Source organism: Pseudoalteromonas sp. TB64 (assembly GCF_000498095.1).
In the GTDB taxonomy this organism is placed as follows: Bacteria; Pseudomonadota; Gammaproteobacteria; order Enterobacterales; family Alteromonadaceae; genus Pseudoalteromonas.
In genome coordinates this window covers 59,133-76,171 of the sequence record NZ_AUTQ01000140.1, presented here as the reverse complement: position 1 = coordinate 76,171, position 17,039 = coordinate 59,133, and the positions used below count along the sequence as shown (strand labels likewise).

Annotated in this window: 13 protein-coding genes and 1 tRNA gene; 10 read left to right on the top strand and 4 right to left on the bottom strand. The window is 35.3% G+C overall.

Annotation, left to right across the window (positions count from 1 at the left end; all coding sequences use genetic code 11):
* The 4 genes from L647_RS0111270 to L647_RS0111255 all read right to left on the bottom strand — a co-directional run.
* On the bottom strand, nt 1-3,478 hold a 3,478-nt coding region (locus L647_RS0111270; protein WP_024611197.1), incomplete at its 3' end, for an Ig-like domain-containing protein.
* A gap of 39 nt (nt 3,479-3,517) precedes the next feature.
* The gene (locus tag L647_RS0111265; protein ID WP_024611196.1) at nt 3,518-4,654 is read right to left on the bottom strand and encodes a FecR family protein; all 1,137 of its coding nucleotides are present in this window, start codon (nt 4,652-4,654) and stop codon (nt 3,518-3,520) included.
* 12 nt (nt 4,655-4,666) lie between these two features.
* Nucleotides 4,667-5,992 (bottom strand): outer membrane beta-barrel protein, encoded by a 1,326-nt coding sequence (locus L647_RS0111260; RefSeq protein ID WP_024611195.1) that lies wholly within the window; start codon nt 5,990-5,992, stop codon nt 4,667-4,669.
* Nucleotides 5,993-6,343: 351 nt separating this feature from the next.
* Nucleotides 6,344-6,419, bottom strand: a tRNA-His gene (locus L647_RS0111255).
* Between the two features lie 285 nt (nt 6,420-6,704).
* Here L647_RS0111255 and L647_RS0111250 point away from each other — a divergent pair.
* From L647_RS0111250 to L647_RS0111205, 10 genes are all read left to right on the top strand, one after another.
* A complete protein-coding gene (locus L647_RS0111250; protein ID WP_024611194.1) occupies nt 6,705-7,523 on the top strand; it encodes a mechanosensitive ion channel domain-containing protein in 819 nt (272 codons plus the stop codon).
* A 189-nt stretch (nt 7,524-7,712) separates the two neighbouring features.
* A complete protein-coding gene (locus L647_RS0111245) occupies nt 7,713-8,495 on the top strand; it encodes a DUF481 domain-containing protein (protein WP_024611193.1) in 783 nt (260 codons plus the stop codon).
* Nucleotides 8,496-8,602: 107 nt separating this feature from the next.
* Nucleotides 8,603-11,323, top strand: coding sequence for an SLBB domain-containing protein (locus L647_RS0111240; protein WP_253948867.1), 2,721 nt, complete (start codon nt 8,603-8,605; stop codon nt 11,321-11,323).
* 17 nt (nt 11,324-11,340) lie between these two features.
* Nucleotides 11,341-11,736 (top strand): type II secretion system major pseudopilin GspG, encoded by a 396-nt coding sequence (gene gspG / locus L647_RS0111235; protein ID WP_024611191.1) that lies wholly within the window; start codon nt 11,341-11,343, stop codon nt 11,734-11,736.
* A complete protein-coding gene (locus tag L647_RS0111230; RefSeq protein ID WP_024611190.1) occupies nt 11,736-13,382 on the top strand; it encodes a GspE/PulE family protein in 1,647 nt (548 codons plus the stop codon). Before gspG ends, L647_RS0111230 begins: the two co-directional genes overlap by 1 nt.
* Before the next feature lie 2 nt (nt 13,383-13,384).
* A complete protein-coding gene (locus tag L647_RS0111225) occupies nt 13,385-14,581 on the top strand; it encodes a type II secretion system F family protein (RefSeq protein WP_024611189.1) in 1,197 nt (398 codons plus the stop codon).
* Nucleotides 14,582-15,019 (top strand): prepilin-type N-terminal cleavage/methylation domain-containing protein, encoded by a 438-nt coding sequence (locus L647_RS0111220; RefSeq protein WP_024611188.1) that lies wholly within the window; start codon nt 14,582-14,584, stop codon nt 15,017-15,019.
* Complete coding sequence (locus L647_RS0111215; RefSeq protein ID WP_024611187.1) at nt 15,019-15,456, top strand: prepilin-type N-terminal cleavage/methylation domain-containing protein; 438 nt, start codon at nt 15,019-15,021, stop codon at nt 15,454-15,456. The genes L647_RS0111220 and L647_RS0111215 overlap by 1 nt, the downstream gene beginning before the upstream one ends.
* Nucleotides 15,449-16,141, top strand: coding sequence for a prepilin-type N-terminal cleavage/methylation domain-containing protein (locus L647_RS0111210; RefSeq protein ID WP_024611186.1), 693 nt, complete (start codon nt 15,449-15,451; stop codon nt 16,139-16,141). Before L647_RS0111215 ends, L647_RS0111210 begins: the two co-directional genes overlap by 8 nt.
* Nucleotides 16,138-17,037 (top strand): type II secretion system protein GspK, encoded by a 900-nt coding sequence (locus L647_RS0111205; protein ID WP_024611185.1) that lies wholly within the window; start codon nt 16,138-16,140, stop codon nt 17,035-17,037. The genes L647_RS0111210 and L647_RS0111205 overlap by 4 nt, the downstream gene beginning before the upstream one ends.
* Nucleotides 17,038-17,039 lie beyond the last annotated feature (2 nt).

Sequence of the window (17,039 nt, the reverse complement as noted above, 5' to 3'; positions counted from 1 at the left end):
CATCGATTAGCAAAGGGGCTGCATCTTCATCCATTGTAACTGAGTCTGCATTAGCGATAGGGCTATCGTTTACCGGTGTTATTGTAATAGATAAAGCTGTAGAGCTTGTACCACCGTTACCATCACTTACAGTATAGGTAACTGTTGCCACGCCATTAAAATTGGCATTGGTTGTATATTGAATTTTATTACCAACTACCGATACAGATCCTATATCAACTGATGCAGCACTTATGGTGAGGTTATCACCATCAGGGTCAGAGTCATTGGCGAGTACATCGATTAGCAAAGGGGCTGCATCTTCATCCATTGTAACTGAGTCTGCATTAGCGATAGGGCTATCGTTTACCGGTGTTATTGTAATAGATAAAGCTGTAGAGCTTGTACCACCGTTACCATCACTTACAGTATAGGTAACTGTTGCCACGCCATTAAAATTGGCATTGGTTGTATATTGAATTTTATTACCAACTACCGATACAGATCCTATATCAACTGATGCAGCACTTATGGTGAGGTTATCACCATCAGGGTCAGAGTCATTGGCGAGTACATCGATTAGCAAAGGGGCTGCATCTTCATCCATTGTAACTGAGTCTGCATTAGCGATAGGGCTATCGTTTACCGGTGTTATTCTAATAGACAATATTGCAGAGCCTGCACCACCGTTACCATCACTCGCAGTATACGTAACTGTTGCTACGCCATTAAAATTAGCATTGGCTGTATACTGAATTTTATTACTGACCACCGATACTAAACCAGTATCAACAGACGCTGCACTTATAGCAAGGCTGTCGCCATTAGGATCGGTATCGTTGGCTAATACATCAATTAGCAACGGAGCTGCATCTTCGTTTATTGTGACTGAATCGCTATTTACCACAGGCGGGTTATTACTCGATGTTGTAATAATAGTAACAGATACAGTACTTGACGCATTACTTACACCATCAGTAATGGTATAGCTGATTACTTCGACTCCTGAAGAGTTTAAAGCAGGTGTGTAAGTGAGCTTATTATTAGTAACAACTACACTGCCTCTCGCAACCGTAGCAGAGACAATTGTTAAATTGCTCCTTTCAATATCACTATCATTGGCAAGTACATCAATTTCAACAGGTGAATCTGCACTCGTAGTTACAGAATCAGCATTGGCAATAGGGGCATCGTTAACGGGTGTAACAGTAATAGTTACTGTGGCTGTTGTATCATTTGCACCAACTGTACCAACCGTAAATCCGTCAGTAATTGTGTAAGTTAGTACTATTTCACCTGAAAAGTTAGCGGGTGGTGTAAATTCAATTTCTCCATTAACAATAGCCACTTCACCAACGGTACTTTCTATAGTAGAAATAGTAATTGCATCGCCATCTGCATCAGTATCATTAGCTAATACATCAATTAATGTAGCTGAGCTGTCTTCTTCTAAAGTAAATTGATCGTCATTTGCACTTGGGAAGGTATTTACTCCGCTTTCACTTAATATTACTTGAGCGGTTGCGGTTAAACCTTGATCGTTCGAGACTGAATAAGTAAAGCTATCTACACCAACAAAATCTAAATTCGGTTGATAAGTAAAAGAACCATCAATATTTAATGTTAGTTCGCCATTTTGAGTCGTAGTAATAGCGGTGGTATTAACAAAAAGATCGCCAGGCTCAATATTAAAATCGTTAATTAGCAGACCATTTTGCACTGTCGCTTCAAATAATTTATTTCTGCTAAATTGATACGCATCATCTTGTGCTACAGGGTTATCAGGCTCACTGTTTATTATTAAAGTCACCGTTGCAATTGCAGTCGCGCCCTGAGAGTCGATTGCTCTATATTGAAATTGATCCACACCATTAAAGTTAGCATCGGGTATATAACTAAAGCTGCCATCAATCGCCAATAATAATTGACCGTGGATAGGAGCAACAATAAAATCTTCATCAACAGAAAAACTATCATCATTAGGGTCTGTGTCGTTGCTCAATACGCCATTAGCGGCTGTAACAACTAATGTATTATCTTCACGTAAACTGTAGCTGTCGTTTGTGGCAATAGGCGCTATGTTAGTGTTTGAACTTACAATCGTTACGCGGGCAACTGCTTGTGCACCCTCAGTATCAATAATTCTGTATTGAAAGCTATCTTCCCCTTGCATGTTTTGCTCGCCTTGATATTCAAAGCTACCGTCTTCAAAAAGTGTTAATTCTCCTCGCTCAGGCTCGCTAACAGGGGTTGTATCTACAATTAAGCTATCTAGATCAATATCACTATCGTTGATCAATAAACCAGGCGATAAAACAACTAAGCTTCCATCATTTGCAATACTATAAATATTATCAAGTGCAACAGGGGTATCATTTACTGCTTGTATCGTAATTTCTACAACGGCGGTATCTACTAAACCAAGTTCATTAATAGCTTCATAGCTAAAAGCATCTTCACCATTAAAGTTAGCTGCTGGGGTATAAGTAAAATCGCCTTCTTCATTTATATTAAGGGTGCCATGTTGTGGCAATATTAATGTATCTGTATTTACGCGTAATTCACCAGTGTATTGGTTTGTGTCATTTATTAATACGTTGCCTTGAAGGGGTTGATCTTCATTTGTTTGAAATTGATCAGCAGTAGCTTCTGGCGAAAAAGCAAGTTCTCCACCAACTGGCGCTATATTTATAGTGCTAGAAAAACCACTTTCACCACTGCCATCAATACCAGTAACCAGTACTTGGTAACTTTTATCTATTAGCGACTGCGTAACGTTAAATGTGGTATCTAAAATGCTTAAAAACTGCTGCCCATTTTCTAAATCACTAATGTTATTAGGTAAAACACCAGCTTGAGTGGCAAGGTAAACGTTATAACGATTAAGTTCTGAATTTGGCTGCCATGAAAGGCTAATATTTTCGCCGTTACGCTGGGCTGTTACACCTTCAATTTGATATGGCTGCCAACTAAAAGTGATCGCATCAGCAAGTACTTGGTTATTTAAAGTATCAGTTATCCATATTTCTAAGCGCAACTCACCAGGAATTACATCATAAAGTGCGGGGCTAAGACCTATAATAGACTGTTCATAGTCAAAACCACATTCAGAAGAGCAAAGCGATATGCTTTTATTTACGCTAGGGAGTACTAAATTAACTTCAGCAATACCATCAGTATCAGAGGCTTCAAGTAAAAAAGAAACGTTACCTTGCACTGTTTCGTTTACCTGTGAAAAAACAATGTTAGCCTGTGCATTAGCAATCGTTGGACTAACAATACCTCTACTTGATGTAACAGCACCTAACACTTTTGCTTGTGTGGTTTGGCTACTTGCTATAACGCCAGCTAAATTTACATAGCTAGTAACAGCTAGTGGGCTTATTTCAACCGCTTCTGGTGATTGGACAGCTTCTTGCGTTGAGCTCTCTTCTGAGCCACCACAAGCGCTTAACAAAAACACCATAGAACCAAGCAAAAATATTTTTTTTGCTGTCATTTTAAATACTCCATAATAAAAGCTTTATATCCAATGTGTTTATGGTTCTAATTTAAAAGAACCAGTAGCATTTACATCTGGATTATTTATTTCGTTGAGGTTAAAACTGCCTGAAATTGTGTCTAAGTCATTTAAAAAAATAGCCTCAACATTACCTTCAGCTTTGTTATTGGCATGGGAGGCAAAGGTAACGGCTAAATCAAGTTTACTTAGGTTAATTAGACCACTGTAAGCCGCGTACCAATTGCCGTTAGCATCATTAAAGCTAATTTCACCATCAGGAACAGTACCATTATCAAAATCGACTGCCATCATCATAGAAAAATCGCTTACTGCACCCGCGCTCGAATCTACATTAAAGCTTGATGCCTGATAGTTAAAAACACCTTGGCGCTGTGCAATCTGATCAATTAAAGATGCATTACTGACTGTTTGAAATTGTTGCTCAGAATAAACATCAGCAATGCCTGAATCCGTTTCAATAATATCTATAATTTCAGGTTCAATCACCTCTGCAACAGAGCTCTGCTCAGACTCTTCTTTATCGTCATCACTTTTAGAATCAATAGCGACTATGTTTTGGTCAAAAACGTTTGCTGCACGGGTTGTCGTTAATACTTCACCTGAAGCAGTAATTTGTGCAAACGAATACGCCTCATTGTGACCTAAAGAAACCACATCATTATTTTTTAAAGTTAAATCTATCGCGCCATCCCATACAGCTAAAAATACATCGCCATCAACTAATTGAACTTCAAAGTGAGTTCCACGAATACCAATAGAACCAACAGGGGTTTTTACATTATATGAGCCGCCATTTTTTTTAATGACCCCCGAAATAGAGCGCAAACCACCTTTGAGTAACTCAATAGATGCAGACCCTTGTTGGGTATTGCTATCAAATTCGTAGTTAGCAATATTTAGCTCTGAATTTTCTTTTAAAGCAATTAAACCGCCGTCTGACATTGAGAATTGGGCTTTGCTTTTTTCACCAGTGGTAATTCGGTCTACACCAAATATAGTATCTCTGCGTTGTAACTTTCGTTGCAGTTCAGAATCTCCATCAACAGCTAATACAGAGCCACGAGCTAAAATAGTTTTACCAGCAGGCTCACTTGCTTGTGTATAAAAGCTCACACACAGTAAAGTGGTAATTACAGGGAGTAAATGTTTCATAAGTACCTTAAATTAAAATGAGTAAGAAGCGCTTAAATTAATATCTAAACGGTCATATTCGAATAAAGAAATATTGCTGGTTTTATCTTGGTAATTGGCCGCTAGCTGTATTGCTAAATCGCGATTAACTAAATAACGAACAGTTGTTGAGAGCATAAAGAGGTTATCGGCACGTTCTTGTAAAAATAAAGGGTGATCATCTTGATAATTAATCCATTGGTATCCAGCAATTGACAGTAATTGCCATTGCTTAGCTAATTGAGTGTTAGCTTGGTAATACAAGCTAGTAACATTGCGGCTATTAAATTCACCTTCTGTTATATCCGCATCTTCATTTTTTGCATTAACACTCAAGCTTTGAAACCAACGGCTAGTTGCATAGCTAGCGCCTGCATTTATTGCATAAAATGAGTTGTCTAGCTTTTCATCAAACCTATTGTTCATTATACCAGCGGTTACAGAACCAAATAAATTAACTTGCTTATTTAGCTTAAAGTTAGTGCCTGCGGTTAAAGCTGATTCAGTACGATACAGTTCACCATCAAGCATTAATGGGGCTGCACCGGCTTGCACGTACCAACTTATATCGTTTTGATTATATTGATAAGCAGCATTTATCTGGGCATTAATACGGTCGTATTGACTCAACTCAGCAAATTTATACCATGCAGCATTAATGTTTAAAGTTACTAAGCTTTTTTGATTGATAGAGTGTGAGTATTTACCTCTATAATTTAGTCGCGCATAGTTATCTTGTGTATTTTTACTCTCTGGAGATAATAAAAACTCACCTATATCAGGAATAATAATTGTATCTTCTGCTGTACCTGCATTAACGTTACCGTCCACGCCAAGGGCAAATTCAACATTTTGGGTATAAAAACGTCCAGTTTGTTGTTGCTTAAAGGTTGTAGAACTTAATAGCGATTGCGCTGATCTTTTTACGCTATCAGATGTTTGAGATGAGTTAATAAGAATTAAAGCTTGAGTATTAGCTGCTGGTAAATTGTCGACCATTAAATAGGCTCTAGCTAAATATAGCCGAGCTTCAAACCATCTAGGGCTGTTTTCTACTACACGTTCAAAGGCAAATACCGCAGGCGATGTGTGGTCTGAGTTAAGTGCAGAAACTCCAAGTAAAAAATCATAAGCAGGTTCACCTAAGTACTGATATTGATCACTACTTTTTTGATAAGCCTGTGAATATTTTTTTTCAGAAACTAATTCTTTTAGTTCAATCAGTAATTTATTGTATTCGTTGTCATCTTTAGCTACTGAGCTAAAACTGAGTACAACCAAGTAGCCGCACAGAAAATACCCTAATACCTGTTTAATCATGCTTAATTTTATATCCCATAAAAAGTTTGAACGCATCATCAATAAAAATGGTGCTTAAAATAGAAACCTAGCACTTTGTGTACTTATATATGATTAATACAAACACATTAGTTAACTAATTGTTATTAGATGATAGGTTGAATTTTACACATTTAATATTTATTTCAAACTAATCACATAAAAAGAGCGCGCTGATTAAGTATTTTAGTTCTAAAAGTATATTAAACATTGATTTAATAGCTGTATTTAAATGGGAGATTTTAATTATTTAAGGTGTTGATTAGTATTTAGGAGGTACTACTGAATATTTTTAAAACGAGGAAAAGAGTTTTTACTTTAAAAGTAAAAAATTGGGGCGATTGACGGGGCTTGAACCCGCGACAACCGGAATCACAATCCGGGGCTCTACCAACTGAGCTACAACCGCCACAACACACCTTTGTTGGTGTGGCGCGCATAATACATAAAATAATAAATTTTGTGAAGCCCTAAAGTAAAAAAAAGCAAAAAAAATAAATGAATGAATATTTATTACCTAAAATAGTTAAAGTTTTATAAATGTTCGCTAATATATAACGACACATTAATGTATCTAAAAAACAGAAAGATGTTTCATTTTATAGTATTAATTCACTATTTAATGAGAATTAATTGTAAATTAATGTATAATCGTTGCAGAAAAAAACGCTTAATATAAACATTTGGAGTAAATATGGATTCAGTACTTAATTGGCTTAACGGTAACTCAGGCCTAATTTTACATTACGGTATTCAAGCTGTGATTGCGCTTGTTATCTTCCTGCTTGGTAGTCGTATTGCTAAGTTTTGTTCTGGTTTAACTGAAAAAGGCTTCGCTAAAAAGAAAGTAGATAAAGCTGTTGGTTCATTTGTTTCAAGTATTGTGTACACACTTGTGTTTGCTGTAACTATTTTAATGGCACTTTCGCAAATTGGTATCGAAACTACATCATTCATTGCTATTTTAGGTGCTGCAGGTTTAGCTGTTGGTTTAGCATTACAAGGTTCACTTTCTAACTTTGCATCTGGTGTGTTAATTATATTACTTCGCCCTTTCAAATCAGGTGAATTTGTTGAAGCAGGCGGCAAAATGGGCACAGTTAAGAAAATCGAAATTTTCTCAACAGAGCTTCGTACTCCAGACAACAAAGTAATTATCGTACCAAACTCTCAAATAATGTCTGGCGCTATTACTAACTTCTCGCGAGAGTCTACTCGTCGTATCGACTTAGTAATTGGTGTTGGCTACGATGCCGATTTACGCCAAGCTAAAGATGTTCTTAAATCTGTATTAGATGCAGAATCACGTTTACTTAAAGACCCAGCTTATACTGTTGCAGTAAATGAGCTAGGCGATTCAAGCGTAAACTTTGTTGTGCGCCCTTGGGTTAACTCAGCTGATTACTGGCCTACATACTGGTCTTTAATGGAAAATATTAAGATTGCATTAGACGATGCAAATATTACAATACCATTTCCGCAAATGGATGTTCATTTTCACAAGCAAGACTAATTTTTTAAATACCTATTAGATTAAGGTTTTACTTAATTATTGTAATAACAAAGCAGCTCATACTTGGCGAATTTGATATGTAGTATTTTTACATGAAAATTTTTAACGTCATTTATGAGCTGTTTTGCTTGCTCTAACAAGTAACGGTTTAATAAAATAGATATACATTTATTCAAAGGTTATTTTTTAATGAAATTAAAGCTTTTATCAATTTTAGTTGCAGCGTCAGTTACAACTAACGCATTCGCAGAAGACGCAAAACAAAGAACCTGGGAAGTTACTAGTGAACTAGGTGCAATTATTACCAGTGGTAATACTGAAACAACCACGCTTAAAGGTGGCATTAAAGTACAGCACAACCTTGAAAACTGGAATAATGAATACAAAATAGACGGCATCTATAAAGAAGATGAAGTTGAAGATGATGCTGGTAATAAAGATAAACAACGTACAAATGAAAAGTACTCTATTTCAGCGCAAGGCAACTACAAATTAAATGATGACCACTCTCATTTATTTATTTATGGTTCACATGTGTCAGATTACTTTGGTGCGTATAGAAGTGAGTCTGTAATTTCAGCCGGTTACGGTATGCGTTTATTGAACGAACAGAACATGTGGCTTAATGCTGAAGTTGGTCCTGGTTATAAATACTTTGAATACCCAAATGATAGCTCTGAAGTTGACGACAACGGCAACTCACTTGCTGGCGAATTCGAAGGTGAAGTAATTGCATTAGGTAAATTAGATTACAACTGGCAGATTTCTGATAACGCTCGTTTTACTCAGCTAGTAGCTGTTGAATACGGTGATACAAACACAAAAACGCGTTCAGAAACCGCATTACTTGCAAAAATTAATGGTTCATTACAAATGAAAGTTGCTTTTAATATCACTAACAACTCAGATGTTGCTGATGATAAAGAAAGTACTGATACTGAAACGTCATTTACACTGGTCTACAGTTTTTAAATTCATTTTAAACTATAAAATGGGTAAGCTATGCTTACCCATTTTTTTTACCTAAAAAATAATGTAATATGCCGCAGCTATCTTTATTATTACTGGAAGGAAACTTTGTGAAGTTAATTAAAATTTTTTCGGCGATGCTGTTTTTCAGTACATTACTCCCATTTTCAGTATTGAGTGCGGAGCAAGGTGCCCAGCCTACAGAGCAACAGCTAGAGCAATTTAAAAAACTGCCAGAGTCTCAACAAAAATCATTAGCAAAAAAGTACGGAATTGATTTAAGTGCCTTAAAGCAATCTAAAGATAAAAATTATGAAAGTAACTCATTAATACCTTCGGTTTTACCTCGTAATGGTGAAAATGAAATTAATGATGATGAATTTCAAACAGATGAAGAAAAGTTTAAACCTAAATCAGATGAACCAAAACCATTTGGTTATGAGCTTTTTTCAGGCGAACCAACAACATTTACTCCTTCAGAAAATGCGTTAGTACCTAATACATATATAGTTGGTCCCGGAGATACATTTACTATTAACTTATTTGGTAAAGAATCTTCAAATGAAGAAGTTGAAGTTGATAGAGAAGGTCGACTAGCTATTGATAAATTACAGCCTGTCACTGTTACCGGTATGCAATACAGTGAAGTAGTTGATCTTATTAATACCAAAGTAGAAAGGGAAATGATTGGTGTGCAATCATTTGTTTCTATGGGAAAAACCAGAAATATAAGAGTCATGGTTTTAGGTGAAGCATATTTACCAGGTGCATATACTATCCCTGCATTATCATCAATCTCACACGCATTATTTGTCAGTGGCGGTATTTCTGAAATTGGTTCACTGCGAGATATTAAATTAAAACGTGCAGGTAAAACAATTCAAACACTTGATTTATACGACTTGCTCATAAAAGGTGATAGTTCTAGCGATGTCATTTTAAAGCCTGGTGATGTTGTGTTTATACCAACAGTAGGCAAGCAAGTTACTGTTGATGGCGAAGTGCGTCGTCCTGCTATTTTTGAATTAAAAAATAATGAATCAGCAAAAGATCTAATCTCTATGGCCGGTGGATTTAAAGGTGCTGCATATCCACAAAAAACGGTCGTTGAGCGTTATACTGGAAACAGTTTTAAAACAATTTTACAAATTGATTTAACAAGCCCTAATTCAAGCTATATTTCAAAAAATGGCGATAAAATTAAAATACCTTCTTCTAGTGAAGAGCTAAATGAGGCGGTTACTTTACTTGGTGCAGTTACTTACCCAGGGAATTATGCGTGGAAAGAAGGAGATAAAGTAAGCCATCTATTTTCTTCTATAAAAAGTGATCTGTTGCCAATCGCCGATTATGAGTACGCTCTTATAGTTAGAGAGACTAATGCTAAAGGTGATATTGAAATACGTCAATTTTCTCCAATAAAGGCAATTTCTCATGATAATGAGGAAGATTTAAAGCTTCAAGCTCGTGACCAAATAATTATTTTCAGTCGTTTTCAATCTAAAGAAGAAGAAGAAATTGCATTAAATTCACTCGCCTTAACCGAAGAACAAATTAAGCTTCGAGAAAGAATAACCTTATGGAGTGAATACGAAGAAAAACAATTCTATGACTTTATTGATCTAGGTGACTCGCTAGATAAAGAACTTGCAGAGCAAGTTACAAAAGAGCAAGAAGAAGAAGAGAAGAAAAAAGTAACTGCGATCACAGAAATCTTGAATAAAAAAGTAGAGTTAGAAGATGATGAATACTCGTATTTTAGTAGAGAACGTCTACTTAAGCCTATTTTAGCTAAGTTAAATCAGCAGTCAGGTTACAAAAGTAAAGTTCAAATTTATGCAATTCGAGGAGAGGTATATCACGAAGGGATTTACCCTCGTCCAGTCAACGCTAATGTGGATAAAGCGATTGCATCAGCCGGTGGTTTAAAAGAATCGGCTTATCTTGATAGTGCTGAAATAACTCGTTTTTCATCTACAAGCGAGGCAATGTTAGAGCATGTTAATATTAATTTAGAAAATGCCGTCACTGATCCAAAAAATGAAAGGTTTCTAGTCAATAGTAAAGACTCTATTAATGTATATCCAATACCTAATTGGCAAAAAGGGCTAAAGGTTAGCTTATATGGTGAGGTTAAATTCCCTGGTGATTACGATATTCGCAAAGGTGAAAGCTTACGAGATGTTATAAAAAGAGCTGGAGGATTTACTTCATTTTCTTACCCAGAAGGGGCTGTTTTTACACGTGAGACTCTTCGTTTTCAACAACAGCAGCAACTAAATAAGTTATCAGAAGACTTGCGACGTGATGTTACATCAAAAAGTTTTAATAGCTCAATTACTGATTCATCATTAAGTTATGATGATATGAATAGCTTAATTAATGATTTAGCAAAAGTTAAAGCGGTAGGTCGTTTAGTAATTAATTTACCAGCTATTGTTAATGGAAAACTAGATATTCCTCTTGAAGATAGCGACACACTTTATATACCGAGTAAGCAAAATAGTATAAACGTCGTTGGAGAAGTTAACTTTTCAAGTTCTCATTTATTTGACTCATCATTATCACTTGAAGATTATATTGGGCGAAGCGGTGGCTTTAAACAGCGAGCTGATGAAGAGCGTGTTTATATTATTAAAGCAAGTGGTTTGGTCAAAATTCCAAGTAATAGCTCTTGGTTCGCAGTTAATCGTTCTGAACTATTAGAGCCTGGAGATACTATAGTTGTTCCGCTTGATACAGAGCATGTAGATAATTTAACTTTATGGAGCACTGCAACACAAATACTTTACCAAATGGGAGTAGCTGTCGCTGCTGTTGGTTCTTTATAATTTAAGGTTGATATAGAATGAAAAATCAAAATGGTTTCACAATGATGGAATTACTAATAGTTATTGTAATCTTAGGTTTACTAGCTTCTTTAGTTGCTCCAAAATTTTTCGGTAAATTAAGTACGGCAGAAAGAGGCATTGCAGCGACTCAAATGTCAGCTTTTGAAACAGCTATAGATACGTATAGACTGGATCTAGGTAAATACCCATCTAAACTAAGTGACCTACGTGCAGGAGATGAGTCACGCTGGGATGGTCCATATTTACCTAAAGATGTTCCTTTAGATCCTTGGGGGAACCCATATATATATAGCTTAAATAATGATAAAAGTAAGCCTTACACTTTATTATCTTATGGTGCAGATGGTAAAGAAGGTGGAGAAGATAATAACGAGGATATATTTCATCAATGATGAGTATCGAACAGCTACTTGTAGAGAAGTTTAATATTAGCTCACAAGATATATCTAAAGCATTAAATTATCAGCAAAAGTTTGGTGGAAGGGTTGAGCAAATACTGGTTAATATGGGTAGCCTTCCTGATGATCAAGTGCAGCATTTGCTTTCTTTATATTTAGAGTTGCCATTATTTGATTTATTAGACTGGCAAGATAAAGAGCTTCCTATTTTAGATAGCAAAGAGCAGGACTTTTTATTAAAAAATAATTGGGTTTTTTTAGATGAAGAAAAAAGCTATTTCGCATGCCTTTATCCTTTAAATTTAGCTGTTAATAATTGGCTCGCAGAAAAGAATATTTCTGCGACTTTATTTGTAGCAACAGAAACAGATATTCAAAACTTAGCTTCAAAGCTAAGTGATAAAAATATAATTGATTCAGACGATTTAGTTTCATCAGACGAAGAAGAAAAACTCAGAGAACTAGCTTCAGAAGCCCCCACAGTTAATTTATTAAATTCTTTGATTGGTAAAGCCTTAAGGCAAGGTGCATCCGATATGCATTTGGAGCCATATGAGGGAACTTATCGCGTTAGGTACAGAGTTGACGGTGTTCTGCATGAAGTTGAGCGATTAGCACCTAAAATGCAATTACCTATTGTGACACGACTAAAAATATTATCTGGTATGGATATTGCTGAAAAGCGCCGACCACAAGATGGTAAAATAGAACTAAAAATATCGAATCAAGAAGTTGATATCCGTGTATCTGCACTTCCCCTTAATGATGGGGAGTCGGTAGTTATGCGTTTTTTACGAAAAGACAATGTACGTTATGACATGTCGGTGCTCGGATTATCTGACGATATAGAAGCATGTATTAAAGAAGATATTAAAACAACGTCAGGTGTGGTTTTATTAACCGGACCAACAGGTTCAGGAAAAACAACAACGCTGTATACATTTTTGAATGCACTAAACAACGACGATGTAAAAATCATTACGCTTGAAGACCCTGTTGAGTACCAATTAGCAGGGATAAACCAAGTACAAGTTAATAGCGATATAGGCTTTGATTTTTCTACAGGCTTGCGGTCTATTGTTCGTCAAGATCCTGATATTATTATGCTCGGTGAAATACGTGATAAAGAAACAGCTCAAATAGCTTTACAGTCTGCTTTAACCGGGCATTTAGTATTTAGTACAGTGCATACAAATGATGCTGCAAGTGCATATACGCGCTTGCTCGACTTGGGTGTTGAAGAGTTTCTGCTAAATGCGGCCCTTGTATCAATTGTTGCTCAGCGATTAGCGCGTAAAATATGTGCTCATTGTTCTGAATTAGATGAAAATGCAGCGGAATTAATTGAAAAATATAAGTTAGATGACTTTATAAAACGTTTTAATTTAAAAGATATTGATCTACGTAAGGGAAAAGGCTGTGAGCACTGTTCTAATACAGGCTACAAAGGTCGTATGGCTGTTACTGAATATTTAGCATGTGACGATACTATTAAAGCACTACCTAAAAATGCTGATTTTATAAATAAAGCCAAAGAGCATAACCATTCTAAAAAACGTAGAACACTTCTAGAAGATGGACTTTATAAAGCTGTTCTGGGTCAGACCACAATTGCTGAAGTATTAAGAGTTGCAGGGTAGCCATGCTATTTGAATATAAAGCTTATGATAATTCGGGTGCAAGAAGCGATGGGCAAATTGAGGCTGACAGTAAACAGTCGGCTTTAATTGCTATTGAAGGGCTTGGGCTATTTCCATCACAGATAAAGGAAGTAAGCGCTGAAGGAATTACTTTTTTTAAAGGAAACAAGATAACTTTAGCTGATTTAGAATTTTTAACTGCAGAACTAAGTTTGTTGTTAGAGTCAGGAGTTCGGATAGATAAAGGTATAGATATAATAAAACGGACGAAAGCTAAGCCAGTATTAGCTAAACTGCTAGATGAGTTAAATAAAAAAATAAAAAAAGGTAACAATTTATCAACAGCTTGTAGGGATTATCCAGACGTTTTTGATGATTTGTATTGCAACTTAATAGAGCTTGGTGAAGCGTCGGGAAATTTAAGTGAGGTATTTGCAGATTTAGCAAAAGATCTAAAATTTAAACGTGATTTACGGAGTAAAATAATAGGTTCGCTTACTTATCCTTGTGTTATTTTTGCTGTGTGTATTTTAAGCATTGTATTTATTTTTAATTTTATTATCCCAAAAATGTCAAGTATGTTTGTTGGTGCTGATAATTTGCCTTGGTATACATCATTTATGTTGAGTACAAGTGAGTGGATGATTCAATATCAAACACTTCTATTTGTTGGATTAATTGCATTTATGTTTGGGTGTAATTATGGTTTAAAGCAACCCAAAATACTTAGTTGGTGGCAAGGCGTATCATTAAAATTACCTGTTGTTGCCAAAGCAATAATCACGATTGAAAGAATACGCTTTAATAGTGGTTTAACGATGATGCTAAAGTCTGGAATTCCGATTGATAAAGCACTAGGTCTTTCTGCTGGTAATATTCGAAATTCTCATCTTAGAAGAGAGATTGAAATAGCTAAACAAAAAGTAAAGCGAGGGAGTTCCTTATCGCCTGCGTTACAGCAAACATCCTTATATCCTGCATTTTTTGTTTCTTTGCTTGAAGTTGGTGAGGAATCAGGAAATTTAGAGCGTGTATTTGATGAGATCGCTAATCGTTCAAGAAGTGATTTTGAAAGCTGGACACATAAAATGACGACATTGCTAGAGCCTTTAATGATTTTGATTATGGGAGGAATTGTAGGTGGTGTAGTTGTTGTCATGCTTTTAAGTATGGTTTCAATGAATGATGTTGGTTTGTAAATGCAAAAATTTAAAGGTGGATTTACATTAATAGAGTTAATGGTGGTCATGGCTATTGTAGCGTTACTTATAGGCTTAGTAGGACCTATGACAATTCAACAGTTAGACAAAGCACAAGCTAAAGCTGAGCTACTAAACTTAAAGCGAGAATTAGTTGCTGTTAGTCAAAGGGCTTTTTTTTCAGGGCAGCAGTTAACAGTAAAATTATCAGGTAAAGAGTTTAAAGTTTATAAAGCTACTTTAGAAACACCATTAGTACTTTATAGCAAAACGTTTAAGTATGTTTTTTTTCAACCACAAGAGATGAAATTTCAAAAAACAGGGTTTGTAGATACATCAAGTATAAAAGTAAAATATAGAGATGAGTCATTAGATATAGAGTTAGAGCAATTAATCAATAAACCTTATAAATTTGATGAAACCATAGTTGATTATTAATGTTATATGCCAAAGCAAAAAAACAAGCCGGTTTTACTTTAATTGAAGTTTTAGTGGCCAGTATTATTTTATTTTCCTCTGTTGCAATTGTTGGTGTTATATATAAAGGGGTAATAATTGCGTCAGAAAAGTCTGAAAACCAAATCTATATTTCTGCAGTCGTTCCTGAAAGTATAAAGATAATACAAAAAAAATTAAGAAATAAACAAAATGAGTCTTCGACGGAAGAAAGTGGTAGTGTCAGCCTCTTGGAGGTAGATGCGAAATGGCAAGCTTTGCTTGTAGAAGCTAAAGTTCCTCCAGAATATTTCGATCCAGACTCAGGTAACCTTACCGTGATTGATAAAAAATATAATTTATGGAGTGTTGATGTTCAATTTAAATTTAAAACAACAATCCAAGAATACAATTTTTATGAGTTAACGTGGGATGAATAAAAAACACACAGGTTTTACGTTAATAGAGCTTTTGATTACAATGTCCATTTTAAGTGCATTAATATTTACTGGCACATATAGTTATCAAATACTTGCTAGCCGGTGGCAAAAGGAAGTTGGTACCTTTAATCAAACTCTAGAGCAAGCAAAAGGGATTGATCTACTATCTCGAATTTTAAATGGGATTCACCCTTATATTGTAATTAATGATCAACAACAAGTAAGTAAACCAGGCTTTCTTTTTATTGGTTCCGAAAGTAAGTTGCTATCAGTTACACAGCAGGGCTTATTTTCAGACAAATACCCAGAAATATTTAGATTAACCTTGCAGCCAAATGACAATGGTAAGTTTGATCTTATATATCAGTCGGTTAGTACAAAAGAGTTTTCAGTTTTTACAGCAAATCAAGAAATAGAATTTCAACATAGTTATTTATTACTTGAAAATATAGATACGCTTAGTTTTTCTTACATTGGTTGGACAAATTTAGATTTAATGCCCTTGCAAAAAGATAACCATGAAACACCGAAAATAAGCCCTGTTTTTTCAGGGTTAGATAGGCAGTTACTACCAATAAACGTAATTGCTAAATTAAAAATAAATTCTAAAATAATGTCAATTGAAGCAACCACAGAAAGAAATGCACTTCAACATATTACACCTTACCTTGGAAGTGCAGAATGAATAAAAAAAAAGGAATAGCGTTAATTCAAGTCCTGCTAATTACTGCATTATTAACCGTATTTGCACTTTTTTTAAATCAAGGGGCACAAAGACATATACATATAGCCTCATTAGCAAAGCAAAAGGCTGAAGCTGAAGTTTTAATGCATTCAGCAAAGAATAAACTACTCTACACTTTGTTAACTGAATCGCTACAATACCCGACAGAATCGGATATTATTGAAAATGAAGGAAGTAACAAGAAAGAAATTAAGAAACAGTGGAATTTTCATAATCAATTGTTTTATATGTCTAAATATACGTCGGTTAAAATACAAGATCAAGCTGGCTTAATTAATGTTAATGGCATGCAAAGCCGACAAATGGAGGAACTTTTAACTACAAATGGAGTATCTCCAAAGAGAGCTAAGCAAATTATTGATACCTTGTTAGATTGGCTTGATGCTGATAATATCCCACGGGATTTTGGCAGAGACAGTTTCTTATTAAACGATATACGTAATGGGCAAATTACAGATATTACTGAGATTGAAAAAGCACTCCCTTTAACAAGTGAGGAGCAAAAGTTACTTTATAATAATTTAAGTATTTTTTCCCGTGGTGATTTAAATGTAATGTCTGCGAGTAAAGAGTTTTTAGCTTCAGTTACTTCCCCTGGAAAGGCCGACTACGTTACTCAATTAAGAAGCCAAGGTAAACTTACTGTTTCTAAATTTAAAGAATTCACGGGTATTGGTACAGTCGAAGGATTTAGATTTATTCCTTCAAACAGGCTTGCAATTAGAATATATATTGACTATCAAGATATATCATTAAGTAAGGAATTTATTGTTAAACTCTCTCCTTATGCAAAAGACCCAATCCTACCTTATGATTTATTGTTAGAGCGCAATTAATA